At 70.3% G+C, this 21,016-nt stretch carries 21 protein-coding genes; 10 read left to right on the top strand and 11 right to left on the bottom strand.

The features are described from left to right. Window positions 1-41 precede the first annotated feature (41 nt). Window positions 42-917 (bottom strand): VOC family protein, encoded by an 876-nt coding sequence (locus ACFJGU_RS05635; RefSeq protein ID WP_382308410.1) that lies wholly within the window; start codon window positions 915-917, stop codon window positions 42-44. A 77-nt stretch (window positions 918-994) separates the two neighbouring features. Between ACFJGU_RS05635 and ACFJGU_RS05630 the strand changes: the two genes are divergently transcribed. The 3 genes from ACFJGU_RS05630 to ACFJGU_RS05620 all read left to right on the top strand — a co-directional run bounded on the left by ACFJGU_RS05630 (window position 995) and on the right by ACFJGU_RS05620 (window position 3,546). Then, the gene (locus ACFJGU_RS05630) at window positions 995-2,050 is read left to right on the top strand and encodes an AI-2E family transporter (protein WP_382308408.1); all 1,056 of its coding nucleotides are present in this window, start codon (window positions 995-997) and stop codon (window positions 2,048-2,050) included. 67 nt (window positions 2,051-2,117) lie between these two features. After that, entirely contained in the window at window positions 2,118-2,984 is an 867-nt protein-coding gene (locus ACFJGU_RS05625; RefSeq protein WP_382308406.1) for an alpha/beta fold hydrolase, read from the top strand. Then, window positions 2,977-3,546 carry a TetR/AcrR family transcriptional regulator gene (locus ACFJGU_RS05620; RefSeq protein WP_382308404.1) on the top strand — a complete coding sequence of 190 codons (570 nt, stop codon included), beginning with the start codon at window positions 2,977-2,979 and terminating at the stop codon, window positions 3,544-3,546. Before ACFJGU_RS05625 ends, ACFJGU_RS05620 begins: the two co-directional genes overlap by 8 nt. A gap of 19 nt (window positions 3,547-3,565) precedes the next feature. Here ACFJGU_RS05620 and ACFJGU_RS05615 read toward each other — a convergent pair whose 3' ends face one another. Further along, window positions 3,566-4,909, bottom strand: coding sequence for an NAD(P)/FAD-dependent oxidoreductase (locus ACFJGU_RS05615; protein ID WP_382308402.1), 1,344 nt, complete (start codon window positions 4,907-4,909; stop codon window positions 3,566-3,568). A 145-nt stretch (window positions 4,910-5,054) separates the two neighbouring features. On the opposite strand from ACFJGU_RS05615, the gene ACFJGU_RS05610 reads away from it, so the two are divergent. Further along, entirely contained in the window at window positions 5,055-5,708 is a 654-nt protein-coding gene (locus ACFJGU_RS05610) for a TMEM175 family protein (protein ID WP_382308400.1), read from the top strand. An 8-nt stretch (window positions 5,709-5,716) separates the two neighbouring features. On the opposite strand, the gene ACFJGU_RS05605 is transcribed toward ACFJGU_RS05610, so the two are convergent. Further along, window positions 5,717-7,450, bottom strand: coding sequence for an FAD-binding protein (locus ACFJGU_RS05605; protein WP_382308398.1), 1,734 nt, complete (start codon window positions 7,448-7,450; stop codon window positions 5,717-5,719). Between the two features lie 71 nt (window positions 7,451-7,521). On the opposite strand from ACFJGU_RS05605, the gene ACFJGU_RS05600 reads away from it, so the two are divergent. Further along, the gene (locus tag ACFJGU_RS05600) at window positions 7,522-8,469 is read left to right on the top strand and encodes a LysR family transcriptional regulator (protein WP_382310287.1); all 948 of its coding nucleotides are present in this window, start codon (window positions 7,522-7,524) and stop codon (window positions 8,467-8,469) included. Window positions 8,470-8,571: 102 nt separating this feature from the next. Here the strand turns inward: ACFJGU_RS05600 and paaI are convergent, their stop codons facing one another. Continuing rightward, entirely contained in the window at window positions 8,572-8,982 is a 411-nt protein-coding gene (paaI, locus tag ACFJGU_RS05595) for a hydroxyphenylacetyl-CoA thioesterase PaaI (RefSeq protein WP_382308396.1), read from the bottom strand. A 71-nt stretch (window positions 8,983-9,053) separates the two neighbouring features. Between paaI and ACFJGU_RS05590 the strand changes: the two genes are divergently transcribed. From ACFJGU_RS05590 to ACFJGU_RS05575, 4 genes are all read left to right on the top strand, one after another. Continuing rightward, window positions 9,054-9,530: an Lrp/AsnC family transcriptional regulator gene (locus tag ACFJGU_RS05590; RefSeq protein WP_382308394.1), complete on the top strand. Its 477-nt coding sequence runs from the start codon at window positions 9,054-9,056 to the stop codon at window positions 9,528-9,530. A gap of 99 nt (window positions 9,531-9,629) precedes the next feature. After that, window positions 9,630-10,781, top strand: a complete 1,152-nt coding sequence (pdhA, locus tag ACFJGU_RS05585; protein WP_382308392.1) for a pyruvate dehydrogenase (acetyl-transferring) E1 component subunit alpha — start codon at window positions 9,630-9,632, stop codon at window positions 10,779-10,781. Beyond that, window positions 10,778-11,836 carry an alpha-ketoacid dehydrogenase subunit beta gene (locus tag ACFJGU_RS05580; protein WP_382308390.1) on the top strand — a complete coding sequence of 353 codons (1,059 nt, stop codon included), beginning with the start codon at window positions 10,778-10,780 and terminating at the stop codon, window positions 11,834-11,836. The genes pdhA and ACFJGU_RS05580 overlap by 4 nt, the downstream gene beginning before the upstream one ends. 4 nt (window positions 11,837-11,840) lie before the next feature. Next, window positions 11,841-13,361, top strand: a complete 1,521-nt coding sequence (locus tag ACFJGU_RS05575) for a dihydrolipoamide acetyltransferase family protein (RefSeq protein WP_382308388.1) — start codon at window positions 11,841-11,843, stop codon at window positions 13,359-13,361. Window positions 13,362-13,378: 17 nt separating this feature from the next. Here the strand turns inward: ACFJGU_RS05575 and ACFJGU_RS05570 are convergent, their stop codons facing one another. The 6 genes from ACFJGU_RS05570 to paaA are packed head-to-tail and all read right to left on the bottom strand — an operon-like array spanning window position 13,379 to window position 18,026. Continuing rightward, window positions 13,379-14,158, bottom strand: a complete 780-nt coding sequence (locus ACFJGU_RS05570) for an enoyl-CoA hydratase/isomerase family protein (RefSeq protein ID WP_382308386.1) — start codon at window positions 14,156-14,158, stop codon at window positions 13,379-13,381. A gap of 47 nt (window positions 14,159-14,205) precedes the next feature. Next, window positions 14,206-15,339 carry a 1,2-phenylacetyl-CoA epoxidase subunit PaaE gene (gene paaE, locus ACFJGU_RS05565; RefSeq protein WP_382308384.1) on the bottom strand — a complete coding sequence of 378 codons (1,134 nt, stop codon included), beginning with the start codon at window positions 15,337-15,339 and terminating at the stop codon, window positions 14,206-14,208. Then, a complete protein-coding gene (gene paaD / locus ACFJGU_RS05560; RefSeq protein ID WP_382310285.1) occupies window positions 15,339-15,899 on the bottom strand; it encodes a 1,2-phenylacetyl-CoA epoxidase subunit PaaD in 561 nt (186 codons plus the stop codon). The genes paaE and paaD overlap by 1 nt, the downstream gene beginning before the upstream one ends. Continuing rightward, window positions 15,899-16,729 (bottom strand): 1,2-phenylacetyl-CoA epoxidase subunit PaaC, encoded by an 831-nt coding sequence (gene paaC, locus ACFJGU_RS05555; RefSeq protein ID WP_382310283.1) that lies wholly within the window; start codon window positions 16,727-16,729, stop codon window positions 15,899-15,901. The genes paaD and paaC overlap by 1 nt, the downstream gene beginning before the upstream one ends. Next, window positions 16,729-17,037, bottom strand: a complete 309-nt coding sequence (gene paaB, locus ACFJGU_RS05550) for a 1,2-phenylacetyl-CoA epoxidase subunit PaaB (protein ID WP_382308382.1) — start codon at window positions 17,035-17,037, stop codon at window positions 16,729-16,731. Before paaB ends, paaC begins: the two co-directional genes overlap by 1 nt. Next, complete coding sequence (gene paaA / locus ACFJGU_RS05545; RefSeq protein ID WP_382308380.1) at window positions 17,034-18,026, bottom strand: 1,2-phenylacetyl-CoA epoxidase subunit PaaA; 993 nt, start codon at window positions 18,024-18,026, stop codon at window positions 17,034-17,036. The genes paaB and paaA overlap by 4 nt, the downstream gene beginning before the upstream one ends. 105 nt (window positions 18,027-18,131) lie before the next feature. On the opposite strand from paaA, the gene ACFJGU_RS05540 reads away from it, so the two are divergent. Beyond that, window positions 18,132-18,770, top strand: coding sequence for a TetR/AcrR family transcriptional regulator (locus ACFJGU_RS05540; RefSeq protein WP_382308378.1), 639 nt, complete (start codon window positions 18,132-18,134; stop codon window positions 18,768-18,770). A gap of 69 nt (window positions 18,771-18,839) precedes the next feature. Here ACFJGU_RS05540 and paaZ read toward each other — a convergent pair whose 3' ends face one another. Then, window positions 18,840-20,975, bottom strand: a complete 2,136-nt coding sequence (gene paaZ / locus ACFJGU_RS05535) for a phenylacetic acid degradation bifunctional protein PaaZ (RefSeq protein WP_382308376.1) — start codon at window positions 20,973-20,975, stop codon at window positions 18,840-18,842. Window positions 20,976-21,016 lie beyond the last annotated feature (41 nt).

The raw sequence follows: 21,016 nt of genomic DNA, 5'->3' as shown, positions 1-21,016 counted from the left end.
CCGTTGACGGCACCGGTGCCCCGGATTCTGTGCGTGATCCGTCAGTTCGCGGCCGGGCGCAGCAGGATCGTGTTGTCCCAGGGGTCGCTGACGGTCAGCGACCGTCCGTCGTTCGCCGTCTGCAGCCCCCGATGCCGCAGCCGCTCATCCGTGGCGGCGACGTCCTCGAGCGACGGCACCACGATCTCCACCTGACCGAGCCCGAGCGTCTGCTGTCGCCGGCCGGCACCGCGCGAGTTCCACACGTTCATGGCCATGTGGTGGTGGTACCCGCCCGCCGAGACGAACAGGGCCTGCGGGCCGAACGCCGTGGTCACCTCGAAGCCGAGGGAGTCGACGTAGAAGTCGCGCGCCTGCGGCACGTCGCCGACCGAGAGGTGCACGTGCCCTACTCCGGCAGCCCCCACGCGCGGGTCGGCGACGAGTTCGGGCGTGAGGTTCTGCTGCAAGAACTCGTTCGGGTCGAGGAAGAGGGTCGACATCTCGATCTGGCCGTGGGTCCAGCTCCACTGGGTGCGGTCGCGGTCCCAGTAGAGTTCCACGCCGTTGCCCTCCGGGTCGTCGAAGTAGAAGGCCTTCGACACCAGGTGATCGCTCGACCCGGTGAAGGATCCGGGGAAGCGGGTGGCCACCGAATACACCGCGGCGGCCAGGGCCAGCTCGGAGTCGAACAGGATGGCGGTGTGGAAGAGTCCGGCCGACCGCGGTTCGGGGTTCTTCAACTCCGGTGCGTGCTGCAGGATGACGGCGGGCACGCCGCCCCGTCCGAGCACCGCGCTGTCGCCCTCGTGGGCGATCACATCGAGGGTCACCGCGTCGCGGTAGTAGGCGATCATCGCGTCGAGGTCCCCCACGCGGAGGGTCACCGCGCCCATGCTGGTGTCGGCGTCGAGCAGATCGGATGCGTTCGTCATCATGCCTCGTAAAACACTTGTAGCCACAACTAAATTCCGGATGCTCCCACGCAGCACCCCGCAGCCCCTATTCTGAGCGAATGGCGATCCCGAAGCTCCTCACCGGTGGCCCTTTCCGATTCGGGTTCGTCGCCACGCTCGGCGTCCTGCTCGCTCTGCTCCTCGGCCTCGCGATCTCCTCACTCGCCACCGCGCTCACCCTCATCTTCGTGGCCCTGTTCGTGTGTCTGGGCCTCTACCCCGTGGTGCAGTGGCTCGAGGCGCGGAAGTTCTCGCGGACGCTGGCGGTGCTCACCGTGATGGCGGGGTTCGTCCTGCTGATGGCGCTGCTGCTGTGGCTCATCATCCCGGTCGTGGTCGAGCAGCTCACCGAGCTCTTCACCTACCTTCCACAGGGCTTCAACCAGATCGAGACGCAGGACTGGTTCATCGCGGTGAACGAGTCCTTCGGCGGGGCGCTCACCCCCGCGGTGGAGTGGCTGCAGCAGACCGCGAGCGATCCGAACACCTGGCTCGCGATCGGCGGCGGAGCGCTGCGGGTGGGTGTCAACATCCTCAACGGCACCTTCAACGTCATCTTCGTGGCCGTGCTGACGCTGTACTTCGTCGCCGGTCTGGAATCCATCAAGGCGGCCGTCTACTCGCTCGTGCCGCGGTCGAAGCGAGACGGCTTCATCGATCTCTCCGAGGAGATCACGAAGTCGGTCGGTTCCTACCTCGGCGGCATGGTCATCCTGGCCGCGATGAACGCGGCGTTCACCTTCATCCTGCTCAGCATCTGCGGGGTGCGGTACGCGGGGATCCTGGCGGCGCTGGCTTTTCCGATCACGCTCATACCGCTCGTCGGCAGCGTGATCAACCTCGTGGTGGTGACCTTCGTGTCGTTGTTCACCTCGCCGGGCACGGCCCTCATCGTGGGAATCGTCATGCTCGTCTACGTGCAGGTCGAGGCCTACGTGCTGACGCCGCGGATCGTGGGCAAGGCGATCAGCATCCCGGGCTCGCTCGTGCTGATCGGCGCGATGGTCGGCGGAACGCTGCTGGGGTTGCTGGGCGCCCTGATCGCCGCACCGGTGACGGCCTCGATCCTGCTCATCATCAAGAAGGTCGTGGTGCCCCGGCAGAACCTGGCGTGAGCGACACCGCGGAGTCGATTCGAGAAAGCTATTGCCAATAGCTTTAAAGCTAGCTATAGTAGCTTTCATGAACGCCACCGATCGCACCAGCATCCTCCGTCACCTCGACCGCGGGGAGGGGCGGCTCGCCTACGGGCTCGCCGGCTCCGGACCGCTCGTCGTCACCTCGCCCGGCATGGGCGACCTCCGCTCCACCTGGCGCGCCCTCTCGCCGCAGCTCGTGGAAGCCGGCTTCCGCGTCGCCGACGCCGAACTCCGCGGCCACGGCGACAGCGACGCCGGGTTCTCCTCCTACGGCGACTCCGAGACCGCCGACGACCTCATCGCCCTGATCGACGAGCTGGGCGGCCCCGCCGTCATCGTCGGCAACTCGATGAGTGCGGGCTCCGCCGTGCTCGTCGCCGCACGGCGTCCGGAACTCGTCGCCGGACTCGTGCTCGTCGGGCCCTTCGTGCGCAACCCGCCGATGAATCCGCTGCTGGCGGGCCTGTTCCGCGCCATGATGGCCCGACCCTGGGCCGCTCCGGTGTGGAACGCCTACCTGCCGAGCCTCTACGCCGGGCAGAAGCCGGCCGACTTCGCCGAATACCGCGCCTCCGTGCGGGAGGCGATGCGCCGCCCTGGTCGCACCGCCGCCTTCTCGCGCACCACGCACACGAGTCACGCCGAGGCCGAGCAGCGGGTCGGCTCCGTGGTCGCTCCGGCGCTCGTCGTGATGGGCGAGCGTGACCCCGACTTCCGCGACCCGGCGGGCGAGGCGCACTGGATCGAGGCGCAGTTCTCCGGTGCGGGTCGCGGAGGCGCCGAGATCGTCATGGTTCCGGATGCCGGCCACTACCCCCACGCGCAGCGTCCGGAGATCGTCACCCCGGCCGTCCTCGCCTTCGTCTCCGGTCTGCCGATCGCCGCCGACGGCGGGTTCGCCCGTGCCTAGGGCCGGCGTCACGAAGGACCGTGTGGCCGAGGAGGCCGAGCAGCTCGCCGACGAGGTGGGGCTCGAGACGGTGACCCTCGCGGCGGTCGCGGGGCGCCTCGGCATCAAGCTGCCGAGCCTCTACAAGCACATCGATTCGCTCGGCGCGCTCCGCGCCACGGTGGGGGAGCGCGCCACGCGGGAGCTCACCGAGGTGATGGTGCGGGCGACCGTCGGCAAAGCGGGCCCCGACGCCGTGGCGGCGCTGGCGCACGCGCTGCGCGACTGGGCCCGCGCCCATCCCGGGCGTTACGCCGCCACGGTCACGGCTCCTCGGGTGAGCGCCGGTGCCGAACCCGAGCAGGTGCAGGCCGCCGAAGACGCCGTCCGAGTGATCTTCGACGTGCTCGCGGGGTTCGGCCTGCAGGGCGACGACGCGGTCGACGCCACCCGTGGGCTCCGCGCCGTGCTGCACGGCTTCGTCGCCCTCGAAGCCGCGGGCGGGTTCGGGATGCCGGCCGACGTCGACCGAAGCTTCGACCGCCTGGTCGCGGCGTACATCCGCTCCCTTCCCGCGTACTGACCGGGAAGGGAATCGGCCGTCAGCGGCGACCGAGCGGAGCGACCTCCGGCGGCACGCCGCCCGAGGTGAACGCCTGCCGCGGGGTCTGCGTCGTCTGGAGTGACACGATGTCGCGCCCGAAGAACAGCGCGCTCAGCCACACCAGGGCCACCCGCACCTTGCGCTCCCAGGTCGGTACGGCGAGCACGTGGTAGCCGCGATGCATCACCCAGCCGAGGAATCCGGTGATGACGATCCCCTTGTACTGGAAGATGCCGCGCCCGAGTCCGAGCGTCGCCACCACGCCGAGCGAGTGGTGGATGTACGGCTTCGGCTCCTCGCCCCGCAGGGAGGCCGCGAGGTTCTTGGCGAGGCGCTTGCCCTGCCGCACCGCGTGCTGGGCGTTCGGCACCGTGCGGGCCCCGGGCTTCGGCGAGGCGAGATCGGGCACGGAGGCGTTGTCGCCGGCACCCCACGCATCCACGATCGCCGGCTCCCCCTCGATCCCCACCCGCAGATCGGCGTGCACCTGCAGCAGTCCGCGCTGGTCGACCGGCAGGTCGGTGTGCTTGGCCACGATCGGATTGGCGGCGTTCCCCGCCGTCCACACCAGCAGCTCGGTGTCGTACTCCTCACCGGTCGAGAGCACGATGTGTCCGCCCGAGGCCGAGGTGAGCTGGGTGTTCAGGTGCACGTGGGCGCCGCGCTCCTCGAGGTGGCGCACCACCCAGCGCCCCGGCTCGTCGGTGACCTCGGGCAGGATGCGCCCCATCGCCTCCACGAGATGGAAGTCGAGCTCGTCGAAACCGAGCTGCGGATAGAACTTCAGCAGCGCTGTGGCCAGCGCGAGCAGCTCGCCGAAGACCTCGACGCCGGTGAAACCGCCGCCCACCACGGTGGTGGTGAGCAGCCGTCGGCGCTCCGCCCCGGGCGGGAGGGTGGAGGCGCGCTCGAAGGCGGTGAGCAGCTGGTCGCGCACGGCGACCGCCTCCTCGACCTGTTTCATGCCGATCGCCTCCTCGGCGATGCCGGGGATGGGGAAGGTGCGGGTGACGGCGCCGGCGGTGACCACGACGATGTCGTACTCGAACGAATAGTCGGGCCCTTCGAGCGGGCGGATGATCGCCGTCTTGTCGGCGTGCCGGATCTCGACGACGCTGCCCGCCACCACGGTCGTGCGCGTGAGGTGCCGCCGCAGCGACACCGCCACGTGCCTCGCCTCGACCGAGCCCGCCGTCACCTCGGGCAGGAACGGCTGATAGGTCATGTACGACCGCGGGTCGACCAGCGTCACCTCCGCCTCGCCGCGCCGCAACGTCTTCTCCAGCCGCCAGGCGGTGTAGAAACCGGCGTAGCCGCCGCCGACGATGAGGATCCTGCGCATGATGACCTCCGTTTTCGTGTCACCCATTAAGACGGACCAGGGTCCCGTTCTGTGACCTTTTCGGTGACCTTTCAGGCTCGCTCCGAGTCGCCGGAACCGGTGCGCCGGAAGCCGGACGTGCCGAGATCGGCTCTACCATTCCGTCATGAGTCCGGACGAGAGCAGCGACGCCGACACCGACCGCGATGACGTTTCCACCCGGCGCCTCGAAGCGTTCACCGACGGGGTGTTCGCGATCGCCGCGACGTTGCTGGTGCTCGATCTCAGTGTGAACACCCTCGGACCGGCCATCACGGACGACGCCGGACTGTGGACCGCTCTCCTCCACCAGTCGCATTCCTTTGTGAGCTTCGTGATCAGCTTCCTGCTGCTCGGATTGCTCTGGAGCATCCATGTCTGGGAGTTCGAGCACATCGTGCGGGTGACCCGCCCGCTCGTGCTGCTGAACAATCTGAGACTGCTCGGAATCGTGCTCATCCCGTTCACCACGAGCCTGTCGAGTGACTACCCCGAGCTGCTCGCGGGGCGCATCCTGTTGCCCATCAACTTCCTCCTCGTGACCGCGCTGGGCCTCATCGAATGGAGCTACGCCACGCGGCCGTCGCGCCGCCTGACCGCGGGGTTGTCGGAGGCCGGCATCCGCTCGGCCAGGAACGGCGCGATCGTCGCCGTGGTCTCCTCGGTGATCACGGTGGCGCTCGCGCCGTTCTTCGGGCCCTGGGCCTTCCTCGCCTTCGCGCTGAACCCTCTGGCCGATCGCATCCCCGGCCTGAACCGCCCGCGCCGCGGGCGGGCCTGAGGCTCGGACTACTCGACCAGCTTTCCCGCGGTGGAGACCTCGCGCATGAGGGCGGCGATCTCCTCCGGAACGGCGGGGATCTCCTCGCGCACCACGCCCGAGTCGGGGCTCCAGACCAGGTTGACCTGGAGCTCGGGGTCGATCTCCGGGTAGTCGCTGCGGTTGTGGCAGCCCCGGGTCTCGCGGCGCTCGAGGGCGGCCAGCAGTGTGGCGCGGGCCGCGAGCGCCGCCGACTTGAGGTCGAAGGCGTGCGCGAGGTCCTGGTAGCCGGCGATGTCGGGGTGGATGCCCACCTCGGCGATGCGCGCCTCGATCGCGTCGAGCTCGGCGAGGCCCGCGAGGAGTCCCTGCTCGTCGCGCACCACGCCGGCGTGCTCGGTCATCGTGTTGCGGATGGCGCGCTGGAGCGCCCGCACGTTCTCCGGGCCGTCGGAGGCGAGCAGGGCCGCGATCTCGTCGCGGGCCACCTGCAGCGCGGCGGAGGAGCGCTTCTGCGCCGGCAGCGCGGCCGAGTACGCGGCGGCCGCCTGACCGACGATCCGGCCGAAGACCAGCAACTCGATCAGCGAGTTGCCGCCGAGCCGGTTCGCGCCGTGCAGGCCACTCGAGGCCTCGCCGATGGCGTAGAGACCGGGCACGTCGGTGCCGTGGTCCTCCGGCCGCACCCACACGCCACCCATCGAATAGTGCGCGGTGGGCGCGATCTCGATCGGCTCCTTGGTGATGTCGAGCATCTGCAGTTCGAGCATGGTCTGGTAGACGCGGGGGAGCCGAGTCATGATCGTCTCGCGGGGCAGGTGGGAGACATCCAGCCACACACCGCCGTTCGGGGTGCCGCGCCCCTCCTTGATCTCGGTGTAGCAGGCCAACGCGACGCGGTCGCGGGTGGAGAGTTCCATGCGCTCCGGGTCGTAACGCGCCATGAAGCGCTCGCCGAGGGCGTTGGTGAGGATGCCGCCCTCGCCGCGCGCCGCCTCGGAGATGAGGGTGCCGGCCGCGTTCTCGGGCTCGATGATGCCCGACGGGTGGAATTGCACCAGCTCGGGGTCGCGCAGCCGTCCGCCGGCCTCGACGGCCAGGCGGAAGGAGTCGCCGGTGTTCTCGTCGCGGCGGCTCGAGGTGCGACGCCAGATGCGGTTGTGTCCGCCGGCGGCGAGGATGACGGCATCCGCGTGGATCAGGTAGCGGGCGCCGTCGTCGAGGTCGAAGCCGTAGGCGCCGAAGACCGCGCCGTCGTCGTTGACGAGGATACGGGTGATGTAGACCGTGTCGAGGATCGGCACGTTCAGCTGGGCGGCGCGGTTGATCAGCGTGCGCTGGATCTCGAGGCCCGTGTAGTCGCCCGCGAAGGCCGTGCGGCGGAAGGTGTGCGCGCCGAAGAAGCGCTGCGAGATGCGGCCGTCCTCTTCGCGGGCGAAGGGCATCCCGTAGCGCTCGAGGTCGTCGATGCCCTGCGCCGCGCCCTCGGTGACGATCTGCACGGTGTGCGGGTTGGCGAGGAGGTAGGACTCCTTGAGGGTGTCGGCGGCGTGCTGCTGCCAGCTGTCCTCGACGTCCATGGTGCCGAGGGCCGCGTTGATGCCGCCCGCGGCGAGCGAGGTGTGCGCATCCGACTTCGGCCGCTTGCCGACGGCGAGCACGTCGACGCCCTGCTCGGCGAGCTCGATCGAGGCACGGAGGCCGGAGCCGCCGGTGCCGATGACGAGCACGGTGGTGGAGATCTGTCGTTCTGAAGGGCTCATGGATTCCACGCTAAGCAGGGCATCCGGATTACTCCAATGCATATGTCTGCTCGAATCGATGCAAGTAGGCTATCGATGTGAATCTCGAGCAACTGCGCAGCTTCGTGGAGGTGGCGCGCGTGGGCAACTTCACCCACGCCGCTGAGTTGCTGCATCTGGCGCAGCCCTCGCTGAGCCGTCAGATCGCCTCGCTCGAGCAGGATCTCGGGGCCGAGCTCTTCCACCGCGCCCGCGCCGGGAGCACGCTCACGACGGCGGGCGAATCGCTGCTCCCGCTGGCCCGTCGGATGCTCGCCGACGCCGATTCGGTGCGGCGCGAGTTGAACGAGCTGGCCGGCCTGCAGCGCGGACGGGTGCGCCTCGGAGCCACGCCGACCCTCTGCATCAGCCTCGTGGCCGAGGTGCTGAACGCGTTCCACGCCGCCCATCCGGCCATCGAACTGCACCTCTCCGAGCAGGGATCGCGACGCCTGCTCGATGAGCTGTCCGCCGGGGAGCTCGACCTCGCCCTCATCACCACGTCGGACTCCTCGTCGGCCGAGCGATTCACCGTGACACCGCTCCTCGTCGAGGAACTCGTGGTGATCTCGTCGGCGAGTGCGTCGCCCGTCACCCCTCGCGCCGCGATCGGGCTCGCGGATGTCGCGGCCCTGCCCCAGATCGTCTTCAGCTCGACCTACGACCTCCGTAGCACCACTGACGCAGCCTTCCTCGCGGCGGGGCTCCTGCCCGAGGTCATCCTCGAAGGGGCCGAGATGGATGCTGTCCTCCGGTTCGTGGAGCGCGGACTCGGCGTCGCCATCGTTCCGGCCATGGTGCTCATCGACCGGCCCGGCCTCCGTTCGGTGCGCCTCGCCGATCCCACGCTCAGCCGCACGATCAGTCTGGCCCGCCCTGCGGATGTCGCGCCGACGCGCGCTGTCGCAGTGATGCAGCACACGATCGCCACCACCGCCACGGCCTTCGCGGCTCGCGCCGGCGCCACGATGCGCCTCGCGGTCGCCCCGACGCGCCCCTGACCTGCGCGAGGTAGCGCTAAGTGCGCGTTATGGGTTCCCCAAGTCGCACTTAGCGCTACCTCGCGTGCGTGCGTGCGTGCCCGGCCTGACCTGCGCGGCGGATCAGGCGCGCAGGGTGTGGCTGCGGCCGCGGAACTCGGCCACGACCTCGCCCGCGTCATCCGTCACCCGCACGTCGTAGAGGCCCGTGCGGCCGCTCCGGATGCGCCGCTCGGCGGTCGCGGTCAGCGTCTGCCCCAGCCGCACCGGCCGCAGGAAGCTGATCTCCGCGCCGGCCGCGAGCGTGGTCTCCGGCCCCTCGTTGCAGGCGACCGCGAAGGCCGTGTCGGCCACGCAGAAGATGATCCCGCCGTGCACCACCTCGAACCCGTTCAGCATGTCCTCCCGGATGCGCATGCTCACCACGCCGTGACCCGGCCGGGATTCGAGCACGGTCATCCCCAGGGCGGCGGAGGCGCGGTCGTTCTCGATCATCGCCTCGGCGGCGGGGTTGGGGGCATCCGTCGTGTCCATGGACTGAACGTACGGTAAGTAGTCCGGCACGGCAAGCCGCCTTTCGGATGCGCCGACGGTAGCCTGATGCGATGAACGTCGACCGCGTCGATCGCGCCATCATCTCGGAGCTGAGTCAGGACTCGCGCCTGTCGATCCGCGAGCTCGCGGGCCGGGTGCACATCTCGCGCACGGCGGCGCACAACCGGGTGCAGCGGCTGATCGCCGACGGAGTGCTCTCGGGCTTCGCCGCCACCGTCGACCGCAAGGCGCTGGGCCTGCACGTGACGGCCATCGTGATCGTGAAGGTGGGCGACGTGGTGTGGTCGGAGCTCGCGCAGGCGCTCGCCGAACTGCCCTACGTGGAGAACGTGCAGGCCGTGAGCGGCGACATCGACTTCGTGCTCACGGTGAGCGCGCCCGACCACGAGCGATTGAGCGAGGTCATCATGCGCCAGATCCACGCGATGCCGGGCGTCGCCTCGACGCGGTCGTACGTCGTGCTCGACGAGCATCCGGGAACCGCGCCCGGCGTGATGATGGACGTTTGGCCCATCCAGACCCCCTGAGACAGGACGAATGGCTCGGATTTCCGGCCGTTCCGACCGTCTGTACACACCTTCGCCGGGGCTCTCGCATCGCCCGCGCTGCTGCTGCACGATGACTCCATGAACGACGACGTCGCCGCTCGCGCCGAACCCGTGCGTCCCACCCAGAAGCCGATCCGTCTGATCGATGAGAAGGGCGTGCCCGTGCAGGGCGCGGAGTGCGCCGGCTTCACGCTGCCGTCGCCGGAGGTCCTGCTCTCCCTCTACCGCCGCATGGTGCTGGCCCGCCGCTTCGACGGGCAGGTCACGGCGCTCACCCGGCAGGGGCGGCTCGCCACCTACCCGTCCGCTCTCGGCCAGGAGGGCTGCGAGATCGGTGCGGTGAGCGCGCTCAGCGAGGACGACTGGCTCTTCCCCACCTACCGCGACAGCGTCGCGCTGCTCACCCGCGGCGTGCCGCCGGCGCAGATCCTCTCGTCGTTCCGCGGCGACTGGCACATGGGTTTCGACCCCTACGAGCACCGGATCTCGGCGCAGGCCACTCCGCTCGCCACTCAGGCCCTGCACGCGGTCGGCCTCGCCACGGCCGCGAAGCTGAAGGGCGACGAGGTGGTGGCGCTCACCCTGCTCGGCGACGGAGCCACCAGCGAGGGTGACGCGCACGAGGCCTTCAACTTCGCCTCGGTGTGGCAGGCGCCCGTGGTGTTCGTGGTGCAGAACAACGGCTACGCCATCAGTGTGCCGTTCTCGAAGCAGTCGCACGCGCGCACCCTGGCCGATCGCGCCATCGGCTACGGCATGCCGGGCTACTTCGTCGACGGCAACGACGTGGCCGCGATGTACGCGGTGATCTCGGCGGCCGTGCAGAATGCGCGCGAGGGCGGAGGCCCGACGCTCATCGAGGGTCTCACCTATCGCATGGAGTCGCACACCAACTCCGACGACCCGACGCGCTACCGCTCGAAGGACGAGGTGGCCGAGTGGCGGCAGCGCGACCCGGTGGCCCGGCTCGAGACCCACCTCGTCGCATCCGGAGTCCTCACCGACGAACTGCGCCGGGAGATCGCGGATGCCGCAGAAGAGCTCGCCGCCGCCACGCGCGACGCGATGAACACCGATCCCGAGCTCGATCCCCTCGAACTCTTCGACCACGTCTACGCCGCCGAGCGGCCGGCGTTGCGCGAGCAGCGGGAGTTCCTGGCGCGCGAGCTCGCGTCCGCCGAATCCGTGTCCACCGAATCCGTGTCCGCCGAAGCCGGGAGCCTCGCATGACGATCATCGACGACACAGCGCTCGGGACCGCCGCTGCCCCCACCGCGGCGGCCGCGCCGAGGGGCCGCGCCGAGTCATCCGCCCCCGCTTCGATCAGCATGGCCGGGGCGCTCAACGCCGCCCTCCGCGACGCGCTCGTCGACGACCCCTCGGTGGTCGTGTTCGGCGAGGACGTCGGCCCGCTCGGCGGGGTCTTCCGCGTGACGGATGCGCTGCAGGCGAGGTTCGGAGAGTCGCGCGTGTGGGATTCCCCGCTGGCCGAATCGGGCATCGTGGGCACCGCGATCGGCATGGCGATGTACGGCCTGCGCCCGGTGATCGAGATGCAGTTCGACGCCTTCAGCTATCCGGCGTTCGAGCAGATCACCTCGCACCTGGCGAAGATGCGCAACCGCACCAAGGGCCGGGTCTCGCTGCCCGTGGTCATCCGTATCCCCTACGCCGGCGGCATCGGCGGGGTGGAGCACCACTCCGACTCGTCGGAGGCGTACTGGACCCACACCCCCGGCCTCACCGTGGTGACCCCGTCGAACCCCGCGGATGCCTACTCGATGCTCCGCGAGGCGATCGCGAGCGACGACCCGGTGATCTTCCTCGAGCCGAAGAGCCGCTACTGGGCCAAGGACGCGGTGACCCTGCCGGTGCGCACCACTCCGATGACGCGAGCGCACGTGGTGCGCGCCGGATCGGATGTCACGCTGCTCGCCTACGGTCCGACGGTCAAGACGGCCCTCGAAGCGGCGACGCTCGGCGAGGCGGAGGATCTCTCGGTCGAGGTGGTCGACCTGCGGAGCCTGTCGCCCTTCGATGACGAGACGGTCGGCGAATCGGTGCGGAAGACGGGACGCGCCGCCGTCATCCACGAGGCCGCGCAGTTCGGCGGGTACGGCGCCGAAGTGGCCGCGCGGGTCACCGAGCGGCAGTTCTTCCACCTGCAGGCCCCCATTCTCCGCATCGCAGGATTCGACGTTCCGTTCCCGTCGCCGAAGCACGAAGAGCACTACCTGCCGACCGCGGAGCGCGTGCTGGCCGCTCTCGACACCTGGGAGTGGTGACCGGTTGGCGAGCGAGTTCCTGCTTCCCGATCTGGGCGAGGGTCTGACCGAGGCGGAGATCGTCTCGTGGCTGGTGGCGCCGGGCGACGTCATCGCCGTCGATCAGCTCGTGGTGGAGGTGGAGTCGGCCAAGTCGGTCGTGGAACTGCCGTCGCCCTACGGCGGTCGTGTCGCCGAGTTGCACGGGGCGCCGGGCGACGTGGTGCACAAGGGCTCACCCCTCATCACGGTGGTGCCGGTGGATATCGAGGGGGCCAGGGCTGCGCCGGGGTCGGCCGACGCCGCGCCGTCGGGTGCCGACGCGGTGCAGGCAGCCGCAGCAGGCGCTGACGTGGTGCCAGGAACCGCTGTGCGGGCGACGGCTGCCGAGGTGACTGCCGCGGGCTCCGGTGCCGTGCTCGTCGGCTACGGCACCAAGGAGTCGACCGTGCGTCTGCGGCGACCCGAGGGCGGGCGCTTCGGGCGCCGCGCCGGGACGCGGTCCGCGCCGCCGGTCGCTGTCGGCGACGCATCGCTCGACGGGGGCGCCCGTTCCCCCGTCGTCTCGCGGCCCTCGGCGGTGGACGCGGTCGGCGACCCTGGCCGCGCCCTGCTCGACCCCACCCGACGGTCTCCCGTGGTTTCGCCGATCGTGCGTAAGCGTGCCCGCGACCATGGCTTCGACGCGAGTCAGCTGCTCGGCAGCGGCGCGGGCTCCCTCGTGCTGCGCGACGACGTGGAGGCCGCGATCGAGGCGCTGTCCAGCGGCACCGCGGCGGCGGCATCCGTCGTGCCCGCCTCCGGCCTGCGTGGTGCTGCCGGGGCGACTCCCGACAGTCCGGCGGGTATCGGGGTGGCGGACGTGCGCATCCCGATCACCGGGCTCCGCAAGGTGGTCGCGGCGCGGCTCGCGCAGTCGCGCCGGCTCATCCCCGAGGCCACGATCTGGCTCGACGTCGACGCCACCGAGCTGTTCGCGGCGAAGGAGCGGCTGCAGAAGTCGACCGGAGAGCGGTTCAGTCTCACGGCCCTGATCGCGCGGTTCGTGGTGGCCGGGCTGAAGCAGTACCCGATCCTCAACTCCTCGGTCGACGACGAGACGAACGAGATCGTGCAGCACGGCTCGATCAACCTCGGGCTCGCGGCCCAGACCCCACGCGGACTGATGGTGCCGGTGGTGCACGGGGCACACGACCTCACGACGCGCACTCTGCGCGACGAGATCGCGGCGCTCGTCACGCGGGCCGAGAAGGGCGACTTCCCGCCGAGCGCGCTCGCGGGCGGCACCTTCACCCTCAACAACTACGGCGGCTTCGGTGTCGACGGTTCGGCCGCCATCATCAATCACCCCGAGGTCGCGATGCTCGGCGTCGGGCGGGTGATCGACCGCCCCTGGGTGGTCGACGGCGAGATCGTGGTGCGCAAGGTGGTGGAGCTCACGCTCGTGTTCGACCACCGCGTGTGCGACGGCGACGTGGCATCCGGGTTCCTGACCTACGTGGCGCGCTGCGTCGAGGAGCCCCTGCTCCTGCTCGGCAACCTCTGACACGCCGGGCGGCGCCGTCAGGCGCGGGTGGCGCCGAACACGGGGCGGCGTTTCTCCTGGAAGGCCGCGAAGCCCTCGCGGTAGTCCTCGCTCCGGCAGAGGGCGCCTTGCGCCTCGTTCTCGTCGTCGATCGACGCCCAGAGGCCGATCCGCTCGTCACGGAGGCGCCGCACGAGCTCCTTGCTGGCCAGGAACGCGCCCGTCGGCCCCTGCGCCACCCGGGCGACGCGCTCGCGGGTGAAGGCGTCGAGTTCATCGGCGGGCAGAACGCGACTGAACAGACCGGATGCGACGGCCTCGGCTCCCGACATCAGCTCGCCCGTGTAGATCACGTCGAGCGTGCGGTGGGCTCCGAGTCGCTCGAAGAACAACGCGTGACCGCCGGAGTCGAGCGTCGCGCCGAGATTCGCGAACGGGGACCCGATCGCGGCGGTGTCGGCCACGTAGACCACATCGGTCGCGATGAGGAGACCGAGCCCGACGCCGAGACAGGCGCCGGTGGCCATCGCGAAGGTGGGGGCGGGGAAGGCCGCCATCCGGCGCAGGACGGGGGTGACGACGTCGGCGAGGTAGCCGCGGGCGTCGTCGGTCGCCGGGTCGACGTGCGAGATGTCGCGGCCGGCCGAGAAGGCGCGGCCCTCGCCGCGGAGGAGGAGCACGCGCACCCCGGCCCGCTCGGCCTCGGCGTAGGCGGCGGCGAGCTCGGCCAGGGCGGTCTCGTCGACGGCGTTGAGCTTCGCCGGGGCGTTCAGGACGACCTCGGCGATGCCGTCCGCGATGGTGAGTTCGACTGTCATGGGGCTCCTCGGTACGAGTGTGCGAGTGTGCGAGTGTGCGCGGGTCGCTAGGCGTCGTAGTCCACGGTGACCGCGGAGGAGGCGGGGACCGACTGGCAGGTGAGCACGTAGCCGCGCGCGAGCTCCTCGGGTTCGAGCGCGTAGTTCTCCACCAGGTCGACCTCGCCGTCGACGAGTTTCGCGCGGCAGGTGCCGCAGACCCCGCCCGCGCACGCGAAGGGCACGTCGCGGCGCACCCGCAGGGCGGCGTTGAGGATGCTCTCCCGCGAGTGCTCGGGGCTCGTGACGGTGGCGGTGGTGCCGTCGAGACGGAACCGGATGGTGTGCACTGCGCTACCGGCATCCGTCGCGACCGGGCGCCCGGCCTGGCCAGCCGGGCGTTCGGGCCGGCCCGTGGTGAACAACTCGTAGCGCACGGCGTCGGCCGGCACACCGAGGGCCGCGAGTTCGTCGCGGCAGAGCTGCACCAGGTCGAACGGCCCGCAGAGGAACCACTCGTCGACCGTCGCCGGCTGCAGCAACGAGGTGAAGATCGACCGCACCCGGTCGGCATCGAGCCTGCCCGACAGCAACTCGGAACTCCGCTTCTCGCGCGTGAGCACGTGATGGAGCGCGAGGCGCGCGGTGTAGCGGTCTTTGAGGTCGGCGAGCTCGTCGACGAACATCGTGTCCATCGCCGTGCGGTTCGTGTAGACGAGTTCGAACACGGCGGCGGGATTCTCGCGCAGCGTGTGCTCGATCAGCGACATCATCGGCGTGATGCCCGATCCCGCCGCCACCCCGACGAAATGACCGGGGGAATCGAGGGGTGCCTGCGCGGTGAACCGCCCCTCCGGGCTCATCACCTCGAGTTCCATTCCCGGCGCGAGGTTCTCGACCGCCCAGGTGGAGAAGAGGCCCCCGAGGTCGCGCTTGATGCCGACCTTCAACGACCCGCGGCTCGGCGCCTGGCAGATCGAGTAGCTGCGGCGCACCTCCTCGCCCTCGAAGGTGGTGCGGAGGGCGATGTACTGGCCGGCCGCGTAGTCGTAGGCGTCGGCCAGTTCGTCCGGCACGGCGAACGACACCTCGATCGCGTCGTCGGTGAGCGGGCGCACCTCCGACACGGTGAGGGTGTGGAAAGCGGCGCGGCGGCGTGCGCCCTTCGTCGGGATGCCGGTCGGCGTCTCGGTCAGCGCCATCAGTGGTCCTTGAAGTAGTCGAACGGCTCCTGGCAGCGTCGGCAGACGTAGAGCGCCTTGCACGAGGTCGACCCGAAACGGGACAACTGACGGGTGTGCATCGACCCGCACCGCGGGCAGCGGATGCCGAGACCGAGGCTCACGGCGCCGTCGCTCCGGCGAGGTGCCGGGGCCGCGATGCCGTACTGCTCCAGCTTGGAGCGACCCTCCTCGCTCAGCCAATCCGTCGTCCAGGCCGGGGAGAGCACCACCGTGACCGAGACGTCGTCGTAGCCGTTGCCGTGCAGGACTCCGACGATGTCGTCGCGGATGGCGTCGACGGCAGGGCATCCGGAGTAGGTCGGGGTGATCTCGACCGTGACCGAGCCTGACGCGGTCGCGAAGGTGACGCCGCGCAGCACGCCGAGGTCTTCGATGGTGAGCACGGGGACCTCGGGATCGACGACCGTGGCCGCCAGCTCCCAGATCGCGCGTTCCGCCTCGCCCAGCGGCCGCGGGCGCGCCTCGCGCTCGAGTGTCTCCTGCCCGAGTGTCTCCTGCTCGCTCGACGCCGTCGCGATCACCAGGTCACCCCCGGATGCGCGCGGGCCAGCACCTGCATCTCGGCCAGCATCGGGCCCAACGCCTCGGTGTGCCGACCCTCGCGGCCGCCCCCGCGCGCGAACGGAATGGTGGGCACGGTCAGGCCCGCATCGGCGATCAGCCGGGGCACCCGATCGTCGAACGCCGCGCGCAGCGGCTCGGGGTCGACGGCGACGCCGTCGAGTGCACCCGCGGCATCCGTTGCCGCGTCGGGGTGGAACAGCTCGTCCACGAACGGCCACATCGCATCCAGCCCCCGCTGCATGCGCCGGTGCGATTCCTCGGTGCCGAGGCCCAGGCGCAGCAGCCACTGCACGCTGTGGTCGAGGTGGTAGTCGACCTCCTTGGTCGCCTTCGCCGCGATGGCCGCGAGCGTCGGATCGCTCGACAAGCGCAGGGCGCGGTAGAGGGCGTCGAAGTGGACCGAGGCGTAGAGCTGCCGAGCGATGGTCTGCGCGAAGTCGCCGTTCGGCTGCTCGAACAGCTGCCGGTTGCGGAACTCGGATTCCCCGCGGAAGTAGGCGAGATCGTCCTCGCTCCTGCCCCAGGCCGAGCCGGCGTAGGTGAGGAGACTGCGGGCGTGACCGAGCAGGTCGAGGGCGATGTTGCCGAGCGCGACGTCTTCTTCGAGCTCGGGGGCGTTCGTGATCCACTCGCCGAGGCGGTGCGCGAGCACGAGCGCGTCGTCTCCGAGCCCCAGCGCGTAGAGGGCGACGGGCTCGGGCGCCATCGTCTCCTCGGCCGCGATCGACTCGGCGAGGGCTTCGGGGGTGAGGGCGGTGGAGGAGGCCCTGCTCGTCTTGGGGATCACAGGTGCGGCACCGCCTCCGACGCCGTGTAGTAGGTGGCGTGCCGGTATTCCTTGCCCTCGGGCGACTCGAAGAACTCGCCCTTCGCATCCGGATCCGACGCCGTGATGGCGGAGGCGGGCACCACCCAGATGGAGACCCCCTCGCCGCGGCGGGTGTAAAGGTCGCGGGCGTTGCGCACCGCCATCGTGGCGTCGGGCGCGTGCAGCGAACCGGCGTGCACGTGCGAGAGGCCGCGCGAGGAGCGGAGGAAGACCTCCCAGAGCGGCCAGGTCTCGCGGGTGCCGGAGTCTCCGGGGCTGGTCATGACGCGATCCTCTCCGCCTGCTTGTCGGCGTAGGCACGAGCCGCTTCGCGCACCCAGGCGCCGTTCTCGTGGGCGGTGCGGCGGCGCGACACACGGATGGCGTTGGCCGGCCCGCGACCGGCCAGCACCTCGCGGAACTCGTTCCAGTGGAGTTCGCCGAAGTCGTAGTGACCGCGCTCCTCGTTCCAGCGGATCGCCGGGTCCGGTAGCGTCACCCCGAGGATCTCGGCCTGCGGCACCAGCATGTCGACGAAGCGCTGGCGCAACTCGTCGTTCGAGAAGCGTTTGATGTTCCACGCCATGCTCTGCTTCGAGTTGGGGGAGTCGTCATCCGGCGGCCCGAACATCATCAGCGCCGGCGCGTACCACCGGTTCACCGACTCCTGGGCCATCGCCCGCTGCTCCTCGGTGCCGTTCATCAGTGCGAGCAGGATCTCGAAACCCTGCCGCTGATGGAACGACTCCTCCTTGCAGATGCGCACCATCGCGCGCCCGTAGGGACCGTACGACGCGCGGCACAGCGGCACCTGGTTGCAGATGGCCGCGCCGTCGACCAGCCAGCCGATCGACCCCATGTCGGCCCAGGTGGGGGTGGTGTAGTTGAAGATCGACGAGTACTTCGCGCGGCCCGTGATGAGCTGGTCGAACATCTCCTCGCGGTCGATGCCGAGGGTCTGTGCGGCGGAGTAGAGGTAGAGGCCGTGGCCCGCCTCGTCTTGCACCTTGGCCATGAGGATCGCCTTGCGCTTGAGACTCGGGGCGCGCGTGATCCAGTTGCCCTCGGGCTGCATGCCGATGATCTCGGAGTGGGCGTGCTGCGAGATCTGGCGGATGAGCGTCTTGCGATAGGCCGCCGGCATCCAGTCGGTCGGCTCGACGCGGCTCTCGCTCGCGAGCAGCTCCTCGAAGCGGCGCAGTCCGTCTCCGTGGGGGTCGTCGATGTCGGTGGTGCCGTCGGCCGCTGCCGCCACTGCGGTGGGGGTGACCATGGAACCTCCTGTGCGACATCCGATCTGCTACTTACCGATCGTTCAGTAACGATAACACCGACCGATGCGGGGAACAAGCGGTGTCGTCGACTAAAGTCGGGAGCCATGAGCCAGCCACGACCCGCCGATCCGTCCGCCCCGCGCGGCGGCAACGGCCGTTCGGGCCGAGCCCCTTACGACCTCGCGACGGTGCTCGACATCGCCGTCGCCGCGTTCAACGAGTTCGGCTACGACGCCACATCGATGGGCACGCTCGCCGAGAGGCTCGGCACGAGCAAATCGGCCATCTACTACCACGTCAGCAGCAAGGAGGACCTGCTGCGGCTCGCGCTCGAGCGCGGACTCGGCGAACTGGAGGGCGTTCTCTCCCTGCCCGGCGCGCAGGAGGGGACGGCGGATGCCCGACTCGAGTTCGTGCTGCGCGGCGCCGTGCGCGTGCTCTGTGAGGAGCTGCCGTCGGTGACCCTGCTGCTGCGCCTCCGCGGCAACACCGAGCTCGAGCGGGAGGCGCTCGCCCGCCGACGCGACTTCGACCACGCCGTGGCGACCCTGGTCGACGAGTCGCGCGCCGACGGCACGCTCCGTGCGGATGTCGACGCCCGCACCACCACGAGGCTCCTCTTCGGCATGATCAACTCGATCGTCGAGTGGTACAAGCCCGGCGGCCCGCTCACCCCCGACCAGCTCGCCGACGACGTCATCACCGTCGCCTTCGAGGGCCTCCACCCCCGCCCCTCGGCCTGAGTACGCACTCATCCGCGCGTTTTCGCGCTTCCCGCGGCGGTCATGGCGCAAAAGCGTGCGGATCAGCCACTACTCCTTGGCCACGAGGGTGAGCACGTCGTAGGTGGCGACCACCTCGTCGCGCTGGTTGTGGAGCACCGCGTCCCAGCGCACCTCGCCGTAGTCCTCGTTCTCGCGCGGCGTGATCTCCTTCGCCGTGAGCGTGACCCGGATCGAGTCGCCGGGGGAGACCGGTGTGAGGAAGCGCAGGTTCTCGAGTCCGTAGTTCGCGAGCACCGGGCCCGGCACGGGGTCGACGAACAGCCCGGCGGCCCAGGAGATGAGCAGGTAGCCGTGTGCGACGCGGCCCGGGAAGAACGGATTCGCCGCCGCGGCCTCCTCGTCGGTGTGCGCATAGAAGGTGTCCCCCGTGAACTCCGCGAAGTGGCCGATGTCGTCGAGTGTGACCTCGCGGGCCTCCGATGCGATGGCGTCGCCGAGCTGCAGCCGGGAGAGCGGCTTACGGAACGGATGCTCGCGGGAGTCGGAGGCGGCGGCATCCGTGCCCGCCCCCGCGCGCCACTGCCCGGTCAACGCCGTCAGCACCGTGGGCGATCCCTGCAGCGCCGTGCGCCGCATGTAGTGCTTCACGGCCCGGATGCCGCCCAGCTCCTCTCCGCCGCCCGCACGCCCGGGCCCGCCGTGCACGAGATGCGGCACCGGCGACCCGTGGCCGGTGCTCGAGCGGGCGTCGTCGCGGTCGAGCACGAGCACCCGCCCGTGGAACGGCGCGATCCCCGAGACGAGCGCGACGACGACCGACGGATCGGCGCTCGCCACGGTGGCCACGAGCGATCCGCCCCCGCGGTTGGCGAGCCGCACGGCGTCGCCGAGATCCCGGTAGCCGATGACGGAGGCGACCGGCCCGAAAGCCTCGACCTCGTGCACGGCGTCCGCATCCGCGTCGTCGAAGCGCAGCAGCACGGGTGAGAGGAACGCGCCCGACGGTGCCGACCCGACGGCGCCATCGGCTTGGGTCACGACGGGCTCGTCGAGCGAGCCGTACGCGATCCGGCCGCCGCCGGCGAGCAGCGCCTCGATGCTGCGGCGCACCTCGGCCTTCTGCTCCAGGCTCGCCAGCGGACCCATCGTGACCCCTTCGGCGCGCGGATCGCCGAGCGTCACGCGCGCGTCGATCCGGGCGCCGACGGCTGCGATCACCGCATCCATCACGCCGATCGGCACGATGACCCGCCGGATGCTCGTGCACTTCTGCCCGGCCTTGGCCGTCATCTCGGCGACGACCGAGGCGACGAAGGCGTCGAACTCCGGCGTGCCGGCGACCGCGTCCGGTCCGAGGATCGCGGCGTTCAGCGAATCGGTCTCGCAGGTGAGCACGACGCCTCCGGTGAGCACGCTCTCGTGGCCGGAGAACGCCGACGCCGTCGACGCCGACCCGGTGAACCCCACGACGTCGCGCACGTCGAGGAGGTCGAGAAAGCCGTGCACCGAGCCGCTCACCAGCTGCAACGATCCCTCGGGCAGGAGACCCGAGTCGACGATCGCGCGCACCGCGGCTTCGGTGAGGAAGGCCGTGGGCGTCGCCGGCTTCACGATGCTCGGCACCCCGGCGAGGAACGCCGGGGCGAACTTCTCGAGCATCCCCCACACCGGGAAGTTGAAGGCGTTCACCTGGAAGGCCACCCCGGGGATGCGCGTGTAGAGGTGCTGCCCGCCGAACGACCCGTCGCGGGCGAGGTTCTCGGGCGCGCCGTCGACGATCGCGAACGCGTTCGGCAGTTCGCGCCGCCCCTTCGACGAGTAGGTGAAGAGCACGCCGATGCCGCCGTCGACATCGACCAGACTGTCGCGGCGTGTGGCGCCGGTTCGGGCGCTCACCTCGTAGAGCCCCGCCTTGATCTCGTCGGAATCGAGGTGCTGTGCGAGCGCCTTGAGGATGAGCGCGCGCTGGTGGAACGTGAGGCGGCCCAGTGCGTCCTGGCCGACCGTGCGCGCGTAGTCGATCGCGGCGGCGAGGTCGAGTCCGTCGCTGGTGACCAGGGCCACCGGCTCGCCCGTCGAGGCGTCGAGCGTCGTGACCGCTGTCGCCGCCTCCACCGGCTGCTGCCACTCTCCCTGCAGGTAGCTCTGCAGCGTGCGAGGCGACGAGGATGTCGCGGCAGCGGCAGCGGCAGCGGAGGGGGAGACGGGGGAGATCGTGGACATCAGAGGGCCTTTCTCGGTGCTTGCCGAACGTTCAGTACGAT

The organism is Herbiconiux sp. UC225_62, assembly GCF_042694625.1.
GTDB lineage: Bacteria > Actinomycetota > Actinomycetes > Actinomycetales > Microbacteriaceae > Herbiconiux.
Note: the sequence above shows the minus strand (reverse complement) of the source record. Positions and strands in the feature narration are given on the sequence as shown.